General features: G+C 68.2%; 12 protein-coding genes. 7 read left to right on the top strand and 5 right to left on the bottom strand.

Features of this window, described 5'->3' with window-relative positions; translation table 11 throughout:
• The first annotated feature begins 372 nt into the window (after positions 1-372).
• Positions 373-1548 (top strand): prepilin peptidase, encoded by a 1176-nt coding sequence (locus GobsT_RS23670; protein ID WP_010038878.1) that lies wholly within the window; start codon positions 373-375, stop codon positions 1546-1548.
• A 38-nt stretch (positions 1549-1586) separates the two neighbouring features.
• Complete coding sequence (gene hisH, locus GobsT_RS23665; RefSeq protein ID WP_010038879.1) at positions 1587-2198, top strand: imidazole glycerol phosphate synthase subunit HisH; 612 nt, start codon at positions 1587-1589, stop codon at positions 2196-2198.
• Between the two features lie 82 nt (positions 2199-2280).
• Here hisH and GobsT_RS23660 read toward each other — a convergent pair whose 3' ends face one another.
• Positions 2281-4440, bottom strand: coding sequence for a hypothetical protein (locus GobsT_RS23660; protein WP_109570904.1), 2160 nt, complete (start codon positions 4438-4440; stop codon positions 2281-2283).
• 277 nt (positions 4441-4717) lie between these two features.
• Between GobsT_RS23660 and GobsT_RS23655 the strand changes: the two genes are divergently transcribed.
• From GobsT_RS23655 to GobsT_RS23645, 3 genes are all read left to right on the top strand, one after another.
• Positions 4718-7603: a serine/threonine-protein kinase gene (locus tag GobsT_RS23655; RefSeq protein ID WP_010049699.1), complete on the top strand. Its 2886-nt coding sequence runs from the start codon at positions 4718-4720 to the stop codon at positions 7601-7603.
• Positions 7604-7711: 108 nt separating this feature from the next.
• Positions 7712-8590, top strand: a complete 879-nt coding sequence (locus tag GobsT_RS23650) for an alpha/beta hydrolase (RefSeq protein ID WP_010049698.1) — start codon at positions 7712-7714, stop codon at positions 8588-8590.
• Between the two features lie 10 nt (positions 8591-8600).
• Positions 8601-9356 carry an SDR family oxidoreductase gene (locus GobsT_RS23645; RefSeq protein WP_029601278.1) on the top strand — a complete coding sequence of 252 codons (756 nt, stop codon included), beginning with the start codon at positions 8601-8603 and terminating at the stop codon, positions 9354-9356.
• A gap of 540 nt (positions 9357-9896) precedes the next feature.
• Here GobsT_RS23645 and GobsT_RS23640 read toward each other — a convergent pair.
• Both GobsT_RS23640 and GobsT_RS23635 read right to left on the bottom strand, forming a co-directional pair.
• Positions 9897-10658, bottom strand: a complete 762-nt coding sequence (locus tag GobsT_RS23640; protein WP_010051666.1) for a nucleotidyltransferase domain-containing protein — start codon at positions 10656-10658, stop codon at positions 9897-9899.
• A gap of 118 nt (positions 10659-10776) precedes the next feature.
• On the bottom strand, positions 10777-11649 hold the full coding sequence (locus GobsT_RS23635; RefSeq protein WP_010051663.1) for a phosphoribosylaminoimidazolesuccinocarboxamide synthase: 873 nt from the start codon (positions 11647-11649) through the stop codon (positions 10777-10779).
• 150 nt (positions 11650-11799) lie between these two features.
• Between GobsT_RS23635 and GobsT_RS23630 the strand changes: the two genes are divergently transcribed.
• Positions 11800-13221, top strand: a complete 1422-nt coding sequence (locus GobsT_RS23630) for a WD40 repeat domain-containing protein (protein WP_010051660.1) — start codon at positions 11800-11802, stop codon at positions 13219-13221.
• A 522-nt stretch (positions 13222-13743) separates the two neighbouring features.
• Here GobsT_RS23630 and deoC read toward each other — a convergent pair.
• Positions 13744-14397 carry a deoxyribose-phosphate aldolase gene (gene deoC / locus GobsT_RS23625; RefSeq protein WP_010046504.1) on the bottom strand — a complete coding sequence of 218 codons (654 nt, stop codon included), beginning with the start codon at positions 14395-14397 and terminating at the stop codon, positions 13744-13746.
• 186 nt (positions 14398-14583) lie between these two features.
• Here deoC and GobsT_RS23620 point away from each other — a divergent pair, with 186 nt between their 5' ends.
• Positions 14584-15861, top strand: coding sequence for an SH3 domain-containing protein (locus GobsT_RS23620; RefSeq protein WP_010046506.1), 1278 nt, complete (start codon positions 14584-14586; stop codon positions 15859-15861).
• A gap of 351 nt (positions 15862-16212) precedes the next feature.
• Here GobsT_RS23620 and GobsT_RS23615 read toward each other — a convergent pair whose 3' ends face one another.
• The gene (locus GobsT_RS23615) at positions 16213-18024 is read right to left on the bottom strand and encodes an aspartyl protease family protein (protein ID WP_010046509.1); all 1812 of its coding nucleotides are present in this window, start codon (positions 18022-18024) and stop codon (positions 16213-16215) included.
• Between the last annotated feature and the right edge of the window lie 400 nt (positions 18025-18424).

The following is an 18424-nucleotide window of genomic DNA, read 5'->3' as shown; positions in this document are numbered from 1 at the left end:
TACTTTAGCTCATAGTACCACCGCCGGACGGCCCGAATCCGATCGGAATTGCGAACGCGAAGGGGCATCCGCAACGTTGGCGCCTGAACGCAGCAGAGCGAACTACGACACCGGTTGTGGTTTGTGACGGTTGGTTGATCGATTAGGTTTTGTCATGTTCGTTTATGAGGCGCTCACGAGAGGTGAGGGCTCCGGAACGGGCAAAGACGCGATTGCCGTCCGGCGCTTGTAACCGCACCCGGCCCCGGTTCCGCGGCGCGATCCGGGGGCCGCTTTGGCCGAATATTGGGACGCTCGGTATAGTTGTCGGTGGCGACACAAACGCGGACCGATCGCCGTCCCCACTGAAACCGTCAACGGTGTCCTCACGTCATGGACTGGTGGTTCCACTTCCCGGCCGTGTTCTGGTGCGTGACGGTCTTCACCCTCGGGCTGATGATCGGGTCGTTCCTGAACGTTGTGATCGCCCGGCTGCCGTACGAAAAGAGCCTCGTGTGGCCGTCGTCCCGGTGCTTCGCGTGTTACCAACCGATCCGGCTCACCGACAACATTCCGGTCCTGGGGTTCTTGCGCCTCCGCGGCCGGTGTCGAGCGTGCGGTGCCACCTTTTCCGCCCGCTACCTGTGGGTGGAGGTCGGAACCGGGGTCGCGTTCCTGGCCCTGTTTCTCGCCGAAGTGCTGTTCAACTGGTCCGGCATTCCGGGCATGAAGTACAACTACCTTGGTGCCGACGGAGCGTTCCCCCCGGCCCGGTTCTGGGCGCTGTTCCTGTACCATGCCACCCTCATGTCGGGGCTGATCGCCGCTGCGGCCATTGACGCGGAACACCGTATCATTCCGGCGCAAGTGACCTATACGGTCATGACGGTCGGCGTGATCGGGGGAGTGCTGATGCCGTGGCCGTGGCCGCAACCGGCTGCGGCCGTCGATGCCATCCCGCCCCATTTTACTTCGTGGATCCTCGACGACGTGGCGGGGAAGATTCCGGTCGGCGTTCAGCCGTGGCCGTTTTGGGGGCCGACGTTCGATGCCGCCCCCCCGGGCAGTTGGAAGATGGGGCTACTCAACAGCGTGATCGGTGCGTTCGTTGGGTCCCTGGTCGTTCGGGCGACCAAGTGGTTTTTCGAAACCGGGTTCGGGCGTGAGGCGCTGGGGTTGGGGGATGCGGACCTGCTGATGATGGCCGGCGCGTTCCTCGGCTGGCAGATCCCGATGCTGTCGCTGTTCACTGGCGCGGTCGCCGCACTGGTGCTGAAAGTGTTCGAATCGGTGTGTTGGAACTCGGCTCCGGCCGCGCGCCAAGGTTCGTCCGCCGGCACCCCGGTGAGCGGGCCGGTGCAACCCCGCGAGTTGCCGTTCGGCCCGGGGCTGGCGATCGGCGTCGTGGTGACGTGGTTCGCGTGGCCGTGGCTCGGCCCGAAACTGCAGTTCCCGTTCTTCGACGGGACTACGATGCTCATGTTGTGCGGGTTCATGGGTGTCGGGTTGCTGGCCGCCGCGCTGTTCATGCGCCGGCCGGCGGAGACGCCTTTGACCGCGGTAAAATAACACCGTGTTGCGTTTTTCTCCCAATTGAGGTGCGTTCGATGGCAACAGTGATCGTGGATTACGGGATGGCGAATCTGCGGAGCGTCCAGAAGGCGTTCGAGCAGGTCGGCCATAACGCCACGATCAGCGGCGACCCGAAGCATGTGGCGACGGCGTCGCGCGTGGTCCTACCGGGGGTCGGTGCGTTTCGAGACGCCATCGCGCGGCTGCGCGAGACGGGACTCGACGAGGCCGTGCGGCGCCACATTGACGCGGGCCGCCCGTTCCTCGGCATTTGCCTCGGAATGCAGTTGCTCTTCTCGCGCAGCCACGAAGACGGTGTTCACGCCGGGTTGAATGTGTTCCAGGGGGACGTTGTTAAGTTTCCCCCGTCGCCGGCGCTGAAGGTGCCGCACATGGGCTGGAACACGTTGAAGCTGGTCAGGCCCGATTGCCCACTGTTCCAGGGACTGCCCGCGGACCCGGCGGTGTACTTCGTCCACTCGTATTTCGCAGCCCCAGCCGCAGGTGAGATCGTTGTGGCGACCGCCGATTACCCCGCACCGTTTTGCTCGGTGGTGTGGAAGGGCAACGTCTACGCGACACAGTTCCACCCTGAGAAAAGTCAGCGGATCGGTGTTCAGATGCTCCGCAACTTTTCCTCTCTGTAATTCGTAACGCCGGACGTGCCGGGGCCGAAGAACCACATAATGGATCTTCGGCCCCGGCACGTCCGGCGTTACGGGCAGTTGACTACTTCTTCGGTTGATTGAATCCGGCCGGGTCGAATTCGTCGCCGCCCACCGGCCCGGTCGGCTTGGGCGGAGTTGCCTCACCGAACCCGCTGGCCGGCGGGATCGGCGGTGCCGCGGGCAAAGCGGGCGGCTTCGGCAGCGCCGGCGCGGTAGCCGGAATCGCCGGGAGCGGCGGGGCTGCGGACGGGACCGACGGAGCACTCGGAACCCCTGGTGTGGCCGGCACCGACGGAACCGCGGGCACCGAAGGTAGAGCGGGGGCCGGTGGAGCCGCCAACGGAACCGACGGAATCGCGGGCGACATACCCGGATCGACGCTCGGGGCGGGTGCCGCCGGAACTGCCGGCGCGGGGACGGAAGGAACGGCCGGGGTGGTCGGAACTGGAACCACCGCCGGACCGGCCGGCGGAAGGGACGGCTCGATCGCAGGTACTCCGACCGGCGGAAACGCGGGCGCAGGTGCTACCGGAACCGGAGCGGCTGGCGTGGACACTTCCGAAGCGGCAGGAATCATCGGAGCCGTTTTTGCAGCCGTGATTGCGACCCAGGCTTCGAGTGTTCGGTAAGCAACCGCCTGACGCGTGGCGAACGACGGCGCCCGCTGCCCGCCGTGCGCCTGGAGCGATTTTAGGAGCAGCGGGCTGGCCGCCGGGTCGTCCTTGCGCAGTTGCCCGGCGACGGTCCACAGGTTCGCCCGTGTCGCCTTCGGTGTCGCGTTGGCCGGATCGACTCGGGCCATCTTGAACGCCCCAGCAATGTCCGGTTTCGCGTGGCACTCGGCGCATTGATTCGCCAGAATCGGCTGCACTTTCGTCGCGAAGAGCTTGATCGCTTCGGGCGGCAGGTCCGGGTCGCAGTCGTTCGGACCCGCTGGCGCGGTCGGGCGTGCGGACAGTTGCGTTGGGAAGTTCGGCGGCGCGGGCGTGTTCATTTTGACAGCAGCGCCGGACGGGAACTGTTGCAGCATGAGCTCCAGGGAGCGCACGAGCGACGCCGCGTCGGCGTTCGCCGGTTGCAGCTTTTGCACCTCACGCGCCTCGGCGAGGGCCTGCTCGCGGAGGCCACTGAACATGCACCACCGCGCGACCTTCAACCGAGCCGTGGCGTCGGTCGCCGGCACCTTCGCGAGCTGGAACTTGTACACCTCATCCTTGTTGTTCGCGACGAACTGTACTTGCCCCTTCCCAAATTGTAGGTCCAACGCCCCCTGACGAACGACGACGATATCGCCGCGAAGCGTCACCCCTCCCTCAATGATCTTGTCATCTTTCAGAACGACATATTTTGTCCCGGGAAGTGCTTCTTCGTGCGCCGGCGTGCTGCCACCGACGACTGCGAGCGCGAGGGCGGCTGGAGCCGTCTGGACCGGCGGTTGCAGCACCGGTGTCGGGACCGGGAGGGGCTGCGCGGGAGCTGCGGGCGGCGTGGGAACCGGTTGCGGCGCGGGGCTCGGCAGTACGACCGGATCAACCGGCGCGTCGGGCTTGGCCGACGGGACGGCCGGGCGCTCGGCCGTTCCCGGTGCCGCAGGCGCGGGGGCCGGAGCCGGCAGCGGTGGGACCGCCGGGGGAGGGGGCACGGCCTCCACTTTGGAGCCCGGGATCGGATCCGGAGTCGGGAGCGGCAGAACCGGTGCCGCAGAGGGCGCAGGTTCTGAAGCCGGAGGCGGGGGCGGGACCGAGGGAGTCGGGATTACAAGTTCCGGCGCCGGAACTGGGGGCACGCTCACCGGAGGGGCGGGCGGCGGCACCGGCACGGCACCCGCAACCGTTGGGATCGGCAGCTCGGGCAAGCTCGGTGGAACTGCCGCCGCGGCCGGAATCACCGGCAGAGGGGGGAGTGCTGTGCCAACCGGGTCGCTGTGTGCGACCGGTGTCACGTGTGGCGGTGCCGCGAGTTCGGCCGATGATGCGCCGCTCGGGATCGGGAGGGACGGCCGTTCGTCCGGTTTGGCCTGGGCTGTGGGCATACCCAGCGGTTCATCCGGCGGGGCCGGGACGGCGGGCAGCGGCAGACGCGGTACATCGGCCGGTGGCGCGGCGTTCACGGCCGCTTCGACCGGCGGCAGTGGGCCGTTCAGATTCGGGAGCTGGGCGTACACGACCAGCGCGGCCACGGCCACAGCCGCGCCCGTGACGAGGTAATAGGTTGTTTTCATAGTTCCGCCCGCCATAGCGACGGGCACTCAGCTAGACAAGATCACTTCGCGGACAGGGCCGTTCCTTGTTCCACACGGCGTGTGCCGAAGCAGGGAAGAACAACAACGTATGTTCACTTCGGACCTCAACAGCGCGGCGTGAAACAAGGAACGGCCCTGCTGCGACGCAAACCGTGTCGGGACCCCCCGCAGTCTGAAAAAGTGAAGTTCGCTCTGCGCGCCTCCGGCGGTAGCCGGTTGTATGGTTGGGTGAGAACCACCAACGCCCGGAGCGGCGATGTCGCGAATCATCAGACGCTGGCCACAACAGGCCCACGCGTGTCCCGTACCCGCCGAACCCGTTTCCACCCTGCCCCCGCCGGACGAAACCGCGGAACGGACACTCTTCAGCGTGCCGACCGGCGCGGGCACGCGGGCACGCGCGCCGGTCACGTTCCCGGGTTACGAGATCCTCGACGAACTCGGGCGCGGCGGCATGGGCGTCGTGTACAAAGCGCGGCACCTCGGCCTGAATCGGCTCGTGGCGCTGAAGGTGATCCTGGGCGGGCCGCTCGCGCGCGACGAAGACAAGGCCCGGTTCCGCATTGAGGCCGAAGCCGGGGCACGGCTGCACCACCCGAACATCGTGCAGGTGTACGACGTCGGCGAGTGTGCCGGGTTCGCATACATGGCACTGGAGTTGGTCGAAGGCGGCACGCTCCGGCAGTGGCAGAACGGGCACCCGGTCGCGGCGCGGGACGCGGCCCGGCTGGCATCGGCCGTGGCCCGCGCGATCCACCACGCGCACGAGCGGGGGATCATTCACCGCGACCTCAAGCCCGCCAACATCCTGCTCGCGCAGGTGGCGGGTTCGGGGGCGGGGCCCGGCAACAGCGACGGGACCGACGGGCTGCAGCTTCCGAACGTGCGCCCCAAGGTGACCGACTTCGGGCTCGCGAAGGCGCTCGCCGGGGGCACCGACCTGACCGGCACCGGGGTGCTGTGCGGGACCCCGAATTACATGGCACCGGAGCAGGTCAGCGGGGCGCCGCCGGGCCCCAGTGTGGACGTGTACGGGCTCGGCGCGCTGCTGTTCGAAATGCTCGCGGGGCGCCCCCCGTTCGCCGGCTCGGACGCCGCGGACGTCCTGAACCAGATCCTCCGCACCGAAGCCCCGGACGTGCGCCGCCTCGCACCGCGGGCGCCCCGCGACCTGGCGGTGATCGTGGCGAAGTGCCTGGAGAAAGTCCCGGCGCGGCGGTACGCGACGGCGCGCGACTTGGCGGACGACCTGGACCGCTATCTGGGCGCCAAGCCGATCGCCGCGCGCCCGGTGGGGCCGGCGGGGCGGGCGTGGCGGTGGAGTCGGCGCCACCCCGTCGCGGCCGGCTTCCTTCTCATTTCCAGCGCCGGCTGCTTGCTCACCGGCGGGATGGCTCTGGAGCTGCTGCACTCGCGCAACGGCGAGCGCGCGGCCCGCGACACCGCCGACGCGGCGCGGCGCGAGGCGGAGGAGCAGCGCGCCGCCGCCGAGCGGACCCGGGACGAACTGGCCCGCGCGCTGGCCGCTGCCGAGCGGGAACAAGCCACCGCGCTGGCGGAGCACGCCGCCGCGGTGAAGCAACAGGGCCACGCGGACGCGGCCCGGAACCAGTCCGAAGCCGACCTGCGCGTCGCGGGGCGGGTGATCTGCGACGCGGTCCGCGAGCTGGCCCGCGAGCCGCGGTTCGCGGACGACGAGCTGCGCGGCACCCGGCTCCTGCTGCTGGAGTCCGGTCGCGCGTTCTGCACCTCCGTGCTGGCCGGCAAGTCCGACACGCCCGAGTGGCTCCAGATGCTCGCCGACGTGTCGCACTGGCTGGGCTACCTGGAGGCCCGTAACGACAACCATGCGGGGGCGGCGGCGGAATACGGGGCGGCGGCCGACGCGGCCGGGCGGTGGGCGCGGAAGGAACCGGCGAACCCGGACGCGCGGGGGCGGCGGTGCGAATCGCTCATGTGCGCGGCGGGGGCGCTGGCGAGCCTCGGGCGCCTCGACGAGGCCGAGCGGGCGTACCGCGAGGCCGCCGGGCTGATCGAAGGTGTGGTGGCGGAGCGGGCGAAGCTCCGGCACCCGCTCGAAGGGGCGGAGCGGCGCCGCGCGCGCGAACTGTACGACCGTTGGGCGCGGCTGCTGCACCGCCGCGGGAACCGCGCCGACTGTGAGCGGGCCGCGCGGAAGGCACTGGACCACGCGCGCGAGCTGCCCACAACCGGCCCGGCCGGCGGGGAGCACCTGCGGCTCGTCCAGTTGGCCCACCAGGGGTACGCGCACGCGCTCGGCGCTCTCGGGCGCTGGGACGAGGGCGAGAGGCAGTTCGCTGCCGCCCTCGAGGTCGCGGACCGGCACCCGGTGCTGGGGCCACGGGACGCGCCGTACTCCGCGGCCCGAGTGGGGGGGCTGCTCGAGCTGGCGGACTACCGGCACGCCCGGAACCACCCCGCCCGCGCCGACGAGGCGTTCCGCGAGGCGGTCGGCACGATGGAGCGGTCGTTCGCGGCCCAGCCCGCGGACGCGCCCGACTCCTGGCTGAGCGTCGAACTGGCCCGGGCCTGTATCCGCCACGCGAACAGCCTCCGCGCGCGCGAGCTGACCGCGGACGCGGAGAAGCGGTACAACCAAGCGCTGGGGGCGCTCGCGCCGGTGCTCCGCCGCGCGCCGGGGTTCCGTCCGGCGGTCGACGCGGCCTCCGACGCCCGGGCGGGGCGCGCGGAGCTGTATGATCGCACCGGCCGGCACCGCGCGTCGGCGAACGAGTGGGCGGCACTCGCCGACGAGGACCCGCGGGTGCGGAACCGTTCCCGGTGGGAGCTGAACGGGTTGCACGCGCGGTTGCGCGCGGGCGACTGGCGGGGCGCGTACGACGCCGGGCTGTGTGCGCTGGGGAAGCGGCAGCCGGGCTGGGCGTCGGCCGAACAGGGGCTCGTCTGGTGCCTGGTCGCCAAGCAGATCGGGGCCGATCCGGCTCTTTCGCCTGAGGACCGTGCGGTCGCGGCCCGGGAAGCGGCGGACAACGCGGTCCGGTGCCTGGAAGCGGCCCGTTCGGCGGGGGAGTTTGAGAACCCGGGCCGGCTGGAGTGGTACGCGGCGCGGGCCGCGGACTTCGCCCCCGTGCGCGACCGGTTCGACCCGAAGCGGAGGTGACGCGGGGGCCATCCGGTTTTGCGCGTGGTGCCGCGAAAACGGACTGGCGGCTCGGGCGGGCGGGGTTACAATCTCGCCACCTCCCACCCCGCGCCGGAGCCGCTCCGCATGATCCGCTCGCTTGCCGCCCTCGCCGCCCTTGCCTTCTCCGGTTCGCCCGCGTTCGCACAAAAAGACCCGCCCGTTCCGGACGCGGTGACGTTCGAGAAGGGCGTCGAGTACACGAACCCGGACGACCAGCACCTGCAACTCAATATCGCCCGGCCGAAGGGCGACGGGCCGTTCCCGTGCGTGCTGTGCATTCACGGCGGCGGGTTCCGCGCCGGCTCGCGTGAGGGGTACAACGGCCAGATCGTCCGGCTCGCCGAGCGCGGCTACGTGGCTGTCACGGTGAGCTACCGGCTGGCGCCGAAGTACCCGTTCCCGGCCGCGATCCACGACACCAAGGCCGCCATCCGCTGGCTCCGCGCGAACGCCAAGAAGTACGGCATCGATCCCGACCGCATCGGCGTCACCGGCGGGTCCGCGGGCGGGCACCTCGCACAGTTCCTTGGCGTCACCGCCGGCGTCAAGGAGTTTGAAGGGGCGGGCGGTAACTCGACGTTCTCCAGCGCCGTGAAGTGCGTTGTGAACGTGTACGGCCCCAGCGACTTCACCAAGTCCTACGGCAAGAGCGTCGACGCCGCCGAGGTGCTGCCGCTGTTCCTTGGCGGGAACCTGGAGAAGGCGCGGCCGCTGCACATCAAGGCGAGCCCGTTGTACTGGGTGACCCCGAACGCGGCCCCGACGCTGTGCGTCCACGGCACCGAGGACAAGTACGTCCACGTCGAACAGGCCGAGTGGCTCGTGGACAAGCTGAAGGCCGCAGGGGTGGAGGCCGAACTGCTCAAGCTCGAAGGCGCCGGTCACGGGTTCAAAGGTAAGGACGCCGAGACCGCCGAGCGGGCGACGATCGCCTTCTTCGACAAACACCTCAAGCAGAAATAAGGGGGGCGTCATGTCCCATACGGGGAAAGTGGCCCTGGTGACCGGGGCCGGGTCGGGGATCGGCCGCGCGGTGGCGCTCGCGCTCGTGCGCGAGGGCTACCGCGTGGTCCTCGCCGGGCGCCGGGCGGACGCGCTCGCCGCTACCGCCGCGTTGGCGCCGGCCGGTGCCGGTGTGCTGCCGGTCGCCGCAGACGTGACCGATCCGGCCGCCGTTCGTGCGCTCTTCGGGCGCACACAGGAGGCGTTCGGCCGGCTCGACGTGCTGTTCAACAACGCCGGGGTGAGCGCGCCCGCGGTGCCGCTGGAGGACCTCACCTTCGACCAGTGGCGGACGGTCGTTGACGTGAACCTGACCGGCGTGTTCCTTTGCACGCAGGAGGCGTTCCGGCTGATGAAGGGGCAGGCCCCGCGCGGCGGCCGGATCATCAACAACGGGTCCATTTCGGCAACCGCCCCGCGCCCCAATTCCGCGCCCTACACGGCCACCAAGCACGCGATCACGGGTCTGACGAAGTCCGCGGCGCTGGACGGCCGCAAGTACGACATCGCGTGCGGGCAGATCGACATCGGGAACGCCGCCACCGAGATGACCGAGCGCATGACCGGCGGGGTGCTTCAAGCGAACGGCACCGTCGCCCCGGAACCGCGGATGGACGTGGAACACGTCGCGCGGGCGGTCGTGTACATGGCGGGCCTGCCGCTCGACGCGAACGTGCTGTTCATGACCGTCATGGCCACGCAGATGCCGCTCGTCGGCCGCGGGTAGCAAATGCCCGTCGGCGTGATTCGTGGTGGCTGAACGGGAAGGGCAGCGAGTGAGTTTAACTTGGGGGGGCCGGTTCTCTGCGATTCTTGGGGGCGTCTGGTCGCTCCGGGCCTTACAGCAGGGGCGTTTCGCGTTTGTGTCTGGGTTGTCGGAGCAAGACCCCACCGCTCGCCAACCCGGCGCGCGGGACCGTCTGATACCAAATCCGCTTGAAGAGTAACTACTCGGCAGTGCGTCGGTTGCACCCGCCGGCTGACACCGGCGGTTCGACGAGCCGCGGTCGAACCGCCGGTGTCAGCCGGCGGGTGGCGCTCCCAATCACCGATACTCTTCAATCGGATTTGGTATGACGCACGCGGCACGTGCGCGGCCGTCCGCACCCCACGCCGTCGCGCCTGTGCCGTTTCTGATACACGTAGCCGGTAGTATTGCCGCGTTCTTGACGAGCCGCGACCGCCAGGGAGCGGGAGACGTGGCACCACTCCCTGGCGGTCGCGGCTCGTCAAGAACGCGACACCGCAGGTGGGTTCATGGGTGAGTTCAGCGCAGGTCGCGCAGTTCGAGCAGCAGCGCGTTCAGTTCGTGTGCGGGCGCGTCGGTCGGCAGCGTGCTCGCTTCGTGCGCGGCGGCGAGCCGGTGCTCCCATTCGGTAAGCTGGCGGGTGTGGAACTCGACATCGACGGCGCTCAGGGCACCGAACTCGGCGCCCGCCTTGCGCTCGATCAGTTCGGGGACGAAGGGGAGTTTGAACCGCTCGTTGAGCGTGGGCAGGTGCGTTTCCACCTCGCCCGTTTCGAGCAGGTGAACCCCGGTGAGGGCCACCCGGTACGCGTACAGGAGCGTTTTGGCGCGCTTGGGGCTTTCCTTCTCGAACTGCTGCCGCTGGGTGTGCAGGAACCCCCGGTAGTGGTTGTAGCAGTGCTTCGTCACGCATTTCGCGGCCACGGGGCGCAGCCGCGCGAGGAAATCCGCCCCGTGCGCCACGAGCGGCGAGAACACCTGTTCCAGAACGTAGCCGTTGTGCTTGCACAGCATCCGCAGGTACTTGCCGGCCTCGTGCGCCACCGCCTCGACCTCGCGCCCGTCGAGCGTCCCCTTCGGCTCCAGGGTTTCGGCCGGCGGGCGCAGCCCCGCGAGGGCGCGGAGCGGCGCGCGGAAGCACCCGCGCAGGTCGATGTCGCTGTCCGCGGACGGGAACCCGTAACTGTGCGACCCGCTGACGGTCCAGAACAGCGCGTCGGGGACGCGCTCGTTGGCCCAGCGGGCGAGGGCGGTCAGGTCGAGGTCGTGTGACGTGGGCACGTCGTTCTCTGTGGAGCGCGGGCGTCCCGCCCGCTTTCGGGTTTGCGTGTCAATCTGCTGAGGAGTTTTCTCGTGTGCGGGGCCAAGAGCGGGCGCCCGCGTTGCACCGAGAACAACGTCAGCTCGTGAGCCGGTCGAGCGCTTCGCGGTACTTGTCGAGGGTGCTGTTCACCACCCCTTCCGGCAGCACCGGCGGCGGGCTGGCCTTGTCCCAGTCGCTCGCTTCGAGCCAGTCGCGCACGAACTGCTTGTCGAACGACGACGGCGATTCCCCCTCGCGGTACCGGTCCTTGGGCCAGAACCGCGAGCTGTCCGGGGTCAGCACCTCGTCAATCAGGATCAACTCGCCGCTCGGGAGCCGGCCCCATTCGAGCTTCGTGTCGGCGAGGATGATGCCGCGGCTCTCGGCGTGCGCCGCCGCGCGGCGGTACACGTCGAGGGTTTTCGCTTTCAGCTCGGCCGCGGTGTCGGCCCCGGCCGCTTTCGCCATCACCTCGAACGTGATGTTCTCGTCGTGCGCGCCGTCCTCGGCCTTGGTCGCGGGGGTGAACAGCGGTTCGGGCAGTTTGCTCGCGAGCCGCAGCCCCTTCGGGAGCGCGAGCCCGCAGACGGTGCTGTGGCGCTGGTACTCCTTCCAGACGGACCCCAGCAGGTAGCCGCGCGCAACGCACTCCACCGGCACGACGGTGGCCTTTTTCACGAGCATGACGCGCCCCTCGAGTTCCTCGCGCTGGAACGCCGGCGGCAAATCAGAGAGGTTCGCGCTGATGAGGTGGTTCGGGATGTTGAGCCACTTGAACCAGAACAGCGTCATCTGGGTGAGGATCTGGCCCTTACCCGGGATCGGCGTGGGGAGCACCCAGTCGAACGCGCTGATGCGGTCGGTCGCGACGATGACGAGGGTGTCGCCGAGGTCGTACACGTCGCGCACTTTGCCGCGCCGCGGGGTGTGTCCGGGCACCTGACTTTGCAACAAGGGGTCGGCAGACATGACGATACACGCGTGGAGTTAGAATGAACATCGGGCACGCGGTCATTCTAGGGGCCGCGGCGCTTCGGCCGGGCGGCGGTGCGTTCGGCGTTTATTCCGGGCGATTCTGAAAGGGCGCGAGCGGGCCAGTGGCCCACGCTCCGGTAACCCATGCTCAAGCACGAAGTGCGACTCATCGACCCGGACGAAGAGGCCGTCGTTGAAACCATCACGCGGGCCACGGAGGCGGCGAACAAGCGGTGCCGGTCGCGGCTGCTCGACGACAACCCGGCGCGGTGGAAGAAGTGCGCCCGGGCGATCGCCGGCGCGCCGGAGGGGCACCAGATGTTCCGCGGCGGGCGCGGGGGCGTCCCGGCGACGCAGGTGCTCGCGGCGTGGTGGACCGACGCCATCGGGCGCAAGCACGTGGTGGTGCGTGGCCGGCGGGTCGAGCACGACGAGGCGAAGCGGCTGCTCTACAAGGAGGATCTTGAGAAACGGCCGCCGCTGTTCCACGCGTACCCCGAGTACGTGTGCCGCCGCACACTGAACGGCGCCGAACAGGTCGTGTGCGCGTGCGGCTGCGGGGCGGTAGGGACCCCGGAGTCGCTGAGCTGGATGGGGCCGATGTGCGGCCCGTGCTTCGACCGCAAGGAGGAACTCGGCCCCGACGGGCTGCGGGCGAACTTCCCGGGCGTGCTGTACGGGGACCGCGAACCGCTGCGGGCGGTGGCCTGCGCCCCGGACGGGAGCCGGGTGGCGGCGCGCGAGGGCGACACCCGCGTTTCCTACTGGGACATCGTGGACCGGACCCGCACGACGATGACGTTCGACCAGCGGGTGCTGTCCGTCGGGTTCACGTCCGACGCCCGGCACCTGATCGTCGGCGGGGCCTGGGCCGCTGACGGGTACGAGGTGACGGTGTTCGACCTCTCCGGCGATCAGCCCGTGCGCGTCGAGACGGAGCACCCGTTCGGGGCGGCGGTGCTGGCGGTCCACACGCTTCCGGAGCCCGACCTCGTACTGGCTCACGCCTACCGCTCGACGACCGGTACGGGACACGCCGAACTGGTGCGGGTGCCGTCGGGCGAGCGGGTGCGGGGGTTCGTCGCGGACGTGGGCACCGCACAGAGCGCGGTGTCGCCCGACGGATCGCAATTCTTGCAGTGTGGGAGCCCCGGACGGGTCTACGACATCAACTCCGGGCGCCGGCTGATGGACCTCGGTGAGGCGCCGCTCGGCACCTTTTCGCACGACGGCCGGCGGGTGTTCGTGTGGAACCAGGGGCTTCGGGCGCTGGACATCGCCACCGGGGCGCTGCTCGCGAACAGCAGCCGGTCCGTCCCGCCCAGTCGCTTGGGACTCGTCACGGCGGTTGCGGCCGATCCGGGCGGCGAATTCGTTTACGCCGGAACTTACGAGGGCCAGTTGTACGTCTTCGAGGCGGGCTCGCTCCGGCCGCACGCCCGGTTCGACTGGCACCTCGGCCCGATTGCGGGGCTGGCGGTTTCGGCGGACGGGGAGAAACTGTTCAGCGCCGGCGGTGACGGGTGCGTGAAAGTGTGGCCTATCCGCGATCTGCTTCGCGGGTGATCGGAGGACGAGCCGAAACGCTCTCCTGCCATCAGCACTGCAGCGGACCTGCGCGCGGCGCTGGAGCCTCGTAGGCCGTGCCGCGTCACACGGGTCGGCTCGGGGGCGCGGGTGATACCGAATCCGGTTGATGAGTATGCACGCCGTATTCTGTAGCCGGCCTCACAGAGGCCGGTGCGACATCGGTCGTATCGCACCGGCCTCTGTGAGGCCGGCTACAGAAAGTAGTTACTCTTGAATCGGATAGGGCGAAGTGTCGCACTTGCGTACCTCATCACCTACCAATCGCGCGGTGTTGCTGACGCGCTGGCGGTACTCGATCCCACCCGACACCGCCCGAACCGGCTTGTGGTGAGCTTGGGTGAATCAGTGCTTGACAAGCCGGGCGCGCTCGGTCCGTTTGACGACTGGTGTGCCCGGCACGCTCACATTCAGTTATCCGATTACTACGACGAGATGGAGACGGAATTCGAGGCTCTGGAGGCGCAGGGGGCCACGAACCGCATTTGTCCGTGAGGGGCGCTACACAACGCCCTTTGCCTTCGCGTCGTCGAGGATGGCTTTCGTCGCGGTGGCGCCGACCCGGGTCACCCCGATCGCCCGCACCTCCATTAACTTCTCGAACGTGCGAACGCCGCCTGCGGCCTTTACTTGTACCCACGCCGGGCTGTGCTCGCGCATCAGTTTCAAGTCTTCGATCGTGGCACCGGTTTCGGCGTAGCCGGTGCTCGTCTTCACCCAGTCGGCACGCACCTCGCCGCAAATCCGGCACAACTCGCGCTTGTGTTCGTCCTTCAGGTAAGCGTTCTCGAAGATCACCTTCACCTTTGCGACCCGGTCGTGAGCCGCACGCACCACCGCCGCGATGTCGTCGGCGACGTAGTTCCACTCGCCGCTCAGCACCTTGCCGATGTTGACGACCATATCGAGTTCGGTGGCCCCGTCGTCCATCGCGCGTTCGGCCTCGAACACCTTGACCGCCGTAAGGTGCGCGCCGTGCGGGAACCCGATGACGGTGCTCGCCTGAACGGTGCTCCCCGCGAGCAGTTTGGCCGCGAGGCGAACGGCGTAGGGCTTGATGCACACCGACGCGGCTCCCAACTCGCGCGCCAGCAGGCAACCGCGCTCCAGGTCCGCGTCGGTCAAGTTCGGCTGGAGCAGTGAGTGATCGAACATGCGCGCAAGTTCGGCGAGCGTGGGGTTCGACATCGGGCACCGAGGAGGTAAGGAGAATCCGGGTTAGGAGCGTCCCCGTCAGGATAGGACCCTTGCGCCGCCGCCGACCGACCTTGATCGGTTCCGGGGTCATGGTATGCGTGGAGTAACGCTCGAATCCATGAGCACTGACCCGGAGAATCCCCCATGCTCCGAATCCCGCTCGTCGGGTTGCTCGCGCTGTCTTTTGCGGTCACCGCGTCGGCGGAATCGCAACCTTATAAAGCAGTTGTGATCGATGAAGAGGTCAAACTGCGCGCCGGCCCTACTGACAGCTTCCCCGATACCGGTACGCTCCGCAAAGGCGCCACGGTCCTCGTGGAAAAGGACGAGGGGAACGGTTGGCTCGCCGTAACCAGTTACGGTACTTCCGTGAGCTGGGTACAAACCCACTTCATTCGAGACCCTGCCCGCGAAAGCGCCGAACTTGGCGGAGAACCGACGCGCGAACTGGCCGTTCCACGAAACGTGATCGTCCACAGCGATGGGGACGACGTTACTCTGGCAGCCGGTAAAGTCGGCGTCAACCAACCGCTCGACATTCGCCGCGTCAAGATCCCGCACGGCACGGAACTCGTCTTGCTCGGGCCGAAAGCGACCTATCAGGGCAAAACGTGGTACATGGTCCAGTCGCCCGCGGGAGACTTTCGCTACCTGCCCAAGACCGCATTGCAGCTCGAAAAGGCCGCAAGTAGCAGCTACACCGTTCGCGTCAACGAAACGATAACCCCCTTGCCCCCTGGTGCGGATGCCGGGGCGAAACCGTTGTCCGCGACGCCCGCGGGTGGAGCGATTGCGTCCGTCCCAGGCCCCGCGGTTACACCTGCGGCCGCCGACAGCGCAACCGCAAGCAAGCCCATCGTGAACCACCCGCTTTGGGCACAGGCGGAAGCGGCCGAGCGCGAGAACCGGCTCAGTGATGCGGAAAAGCTCTACTACCAGTACGCCGCGGAAATACGCCGGACGAACGGCGACTACGACATTGCGACCCTGTGCTTCACCCGCGTCCACGCCATCCACGAGAAGCAGCGCGGCACGACCCGCACGGCCACGGCGACGCCAGTGCCGAACGCTGTGCGGCCGGCGGGACGGGACGAACTTGTGGCGCGTCCCAGCAGCAGCGGCGAGCGCCGGGTGACGGTCGGGGTTCCCGAGCCGTTGCCCCCCGCCGCCGATCCGCAAGAGCGGGGCGGGTGGCACGCGGGTACGCTCCGGCGGTCGAACATGACGCCGGACGGCCCGAACCGTCAACTCTACATGCTCGAAACCCCGCAAGGCGTGGTAGAACTGTACGTCGCCGCCGGTGCGGGCGTTGATCTGAACCGTTACCTTGGGCGGCGTGTGAACGTGTATGGTTCGCCGACATCCCGAACCGGGCTTCAGAAACCGTACCTCGTTGCAACGGACGCTGAACCGCTGCGGTAAGCCGCACGCTTACGAACCGCTGCTCGCTGGGGCCGCGGTCGCGTCCGGAGTTCACGCCGAAGATCACCCATCTCGAAACACCCGCACGGATCATTTGGCGATTGCGCATCGGTCGTGCGGGTGCTGAACGTTGTTGCTGACATGTCAGGGAAGTAAAGCGGCTTCTGCGTGAACGGCGGGGGCTGGTGATCGCGGCTACAAGCCGTGGCCGCGGATTATGGGCTACGGATGAGCCGTTCACCGAACCGACTCGCCCACCTCCGACCTGGGTGAGCGGTATCGGATGCGGTTTCATCCGATCGCGGCCGGTGCGAAGCACCCCGCGGCTGGGGCGAACCATTCTGGTTGCGATCACTTCTCGCGCCGAAACTCCAACACGAGGCGACCGCTGCCGGCCGGAGCTTTGAAGTCGTCGGGCATCCCCTTGGCGGCCGTTGCCAAATCCAAGCACAGGCACACCGTGAGCCGGCCATCAACGACCTTCAAAATGCCGACCGCTTGGTAGTCCAACTCCTTGGCCAACTCCTTTTCGGGATCGAAGAGCCACATCGCGTGGCCGTTTTTGACCGGTAGGACGTGAACGCCAAAGCGATACTGCTTCTTCCCGTCGGTCAATTGGAGAGTGCGGTTCTTGAACTCCAGTCTGGGAGGGGCCGCGGCGTCGATCGGACGCGCCCGGCCGTCCTCCTGTCCTTCGGTCGCCACCCACCGCCCCTCGACCGCCGGCCACAGCCCGGCCAGGGGCGTCCGCAGGTACAGAGCGGGGGCCGCGTAGTCGATGACCGCGGCGTAAGATCGCAGGTGCGCCTGGCCCAAGAGCCCGTTGATCGGCCGCGCCTTGCGGCGTTGGACTAATGCGTTATTCATGGCGGAAAAGTCGAACGCGGCCAACGTGATCGTGTCGGTCGTGGTTCTCGTGTCGAAGTCACCGAGCGACAGACCCCGGAGGGAGACTTCTGCGCCGTCTAGCTCGCCCCCGGTGCCCACTCCGGTGACCTCCCGCCCGGGCTTCAGTCCCAACTTCTTGACCACGCTCGCGTCCAGGGCGGAAACTTCGGCGCCCGTATCGAGGAGCAGGCGGGCGGCTTCGGTTCCGCACTTGCACCCGACGATGAAACCCCACCCGCCTTCCTCCTCGGTGAGCGGGACTGCGACGTAGCCCCGCTTTTCCAGCACGGTCCGCAGCGGATCGGGTGCCGCAAGGGGCCGACCGGCCGCGTTCTCGCGCTGGAATTCCAATAGAAGGTGACCGCTACCGGTCGCCGTCTTGAAATCCTCTGGGAACTCTTCGCCCTTTTTCGCCTTGAGCGGGTCGAGACAGAGGCAAACCGTTAGCTTGCCGCCCGACACCTTCAACAACCCGCCGGCCTCGTACTTCAGCTCCTTGGCGAGTTCCTTCTCGGGGTCGAAGAAAACCAACGTGTAGTGATCCGCCTCCGGTCTGACGTGAAGGCCGAAGGTGTGCCGTTTGGTCCCGTCGGTGAGGTAGAGCCGTCGGTCCTTGAACTCCAGTCGGGGAGGGGCTTTTGGGTCGATCGGCCGCACGCGCCCGTCCTCCTGACCGCCGGTCGCGACCCACCGCCCCTCGATTTCGGGCCACAGGCCGGCGAGCGGCGTGCGCAAATAGAGTGTTCGGTTGGGGTAGTCGATGACTGCGGCGGTCAGCTTCAAACCCCCGTCGCCCAAGACTCCTTCGATCCGTTCGTGCTTGCGACGGTCCCGGGCGGGGTTGCGGGCCGAAAGATCGACAGATCGGAGGGGCAGGGTGTGGGCCATGGTCCTCGTATCGAAGTCGCCGATCAACAGTCCCCGAACGGAAACCTCATGGCCCTTCTCGATACCTCCGATGCCGACGGACGGGAGTTCGCCCCCGGGCTTCAGGCCGAGGTTCTTGACAAAGGCCGCGTCGAGCGTGGATGTCTCCGCCCCCGTGTCGAGGAGCAACCGACACGGCTTGTTGCCGACCCGGCATGCGACCGTGAACCGTGGCCCCTCGTCTTCGCTGAGCGGGACGGCGACGTAGCCCCGCTTCTCCAGCGCGGTCCGCAGCGGGTCGGCCACCGCCGGCACGGCCGCGGGCGGCTTCGGCTGGCCGCTGGCCTGTGCGGTGAGAAGGGCGGCCGCCACGGTGACGAAAGCGGCCAGCGTCCATGCGCGGTTCATGCTGAGCCCTGTCGTTTCAAGTTCGCGCGGCCTCGGCGATCGGCTGAGCGTCCGCAGTACGCCGAGCATACTCCCACCTGCTGACGGAGGCGGTTCGACGAGCCATGGTCGAACCGCTTCGGTCAGCAGATGAGTGTCGCATACACGTGGCGAAATTGAAACTACTAGAGTCAGTCCTTCAAGAAAGGTCACCGGGGACTGGTGCATCGTGACCCGGTGGCAGAACAGGAAGTGGCCGGAACAATTGGGCCAATCGGGTATCGTGGCGGTGACGGTTGCCGACCACGCTTCCGTCTCACCCTGCGTGCCGATCCACCGCAGCATGTCGTGCGTCGGGGTGCCCGCGTCCGCTCCGACGAACTCCGTGACGGAGAGCGTTTGCGTGTCCAGGCCCGGGACG

This window comes from Gemmata obscuriglobus (assembly GCF_008065095.1).
In the GTDB taxonomy this organism is placed as follows: domain Bacteria; phylum Planctomycetota; class Planctomycetia; order Gemmatales; family Gemmataceae; genus Gemmata; species Gemmata obscuriglobus.
The sequence above is the reverse complement of the archived record's forward strand: the minus strand, read 5'-3'. Positions and strand labels throughout refer to the sequence as shown.

What these genes read in the sequence shown, in the direction of transcription:
- GobsT_RS23670 (WP_010038878.1), top strand. Translation starts at nt 373, where the DNA reads ATGGACTGGTGGTTCCACTTCCCGGCCGTGTTCTGGTGCGTGACGGTC.
- hisH (WP_010038879.1), top strand. Translation starts at nt 1,587, where the DNA reads ATGGCAACAGTGATCGTGGATTACGGGATGGCGAATCTGCGGAGCGTC.
- GobsT_RS23660 (WP_109570904.1), bottom strand. Translation starts at nt 4,440, where the DNA reads ATGAAAACAACCTATTACCTCGTCACGGGCGCGGCTGTGGCCGTGGCC.
- GobsT_RS23655 (WP_010049699.1), top strand. Translation starts at nt 4,718, where the DNA reads ATGTCGCGAATCATCAGACGCTGGCCACAACAGGCCCACGCGTGTCCC.
- GobsT_RS23650 (WP_010049698.1), top strand. Translation starts at nt 7,712, where the DNA reads ATGATCCGCTCGCTTGCCGCCCTCGCCGCCCTTGCCTTCTCCGGTTCG.
- GobsT_RS23645 (WP_029601278.1), top strand. Translation starts at nt 8,601, where the DNA reads ATGTCCCATACGGGGAAAGTGGCCCTGGTGACCGGGGCCGGGTCGGGG.
- GobsT_RS23635 (WP_010051663.1), bottom strand. Translation starts at nt 11,649, where the DNA reads ATGTCTGCCGACCCCTTGTTGCAAAGTCAGGTGCCCGGACACACCCCG.
- GobsT_RS23630 (WP_010051660.1), top strand. Translation starts at nt 11,800, where the DNA reads ATGCTCAAGCACGAAGTGCGACTCATCGACCCGGACGAAGAGGCCGTC.
- deoC (WP_010046504.1), bottom strand. Translation starts at nt 14,397, where the DNA reads ATGTTCGATCACTCACTGCTCCAGCCGAACTTGACCGACGCGGACCTG.
- GobsT_RS23620 (WP_010046506.1), top strand. Translation starts at nt 14,584, where the DNA reads ATGCTCCGAATCCCGCTCGTCGGGTTGCTCGCGCTGTCTTTTGCGGTC.
- GobsT_RS23615 (WP_010046509.1), bottom strand. Translation starts at nt 18,024, where the DNA reads ATGAACCGCGCATGGACGCTGGCCGCTTTCGTCACCGTGGCGGCCGCC.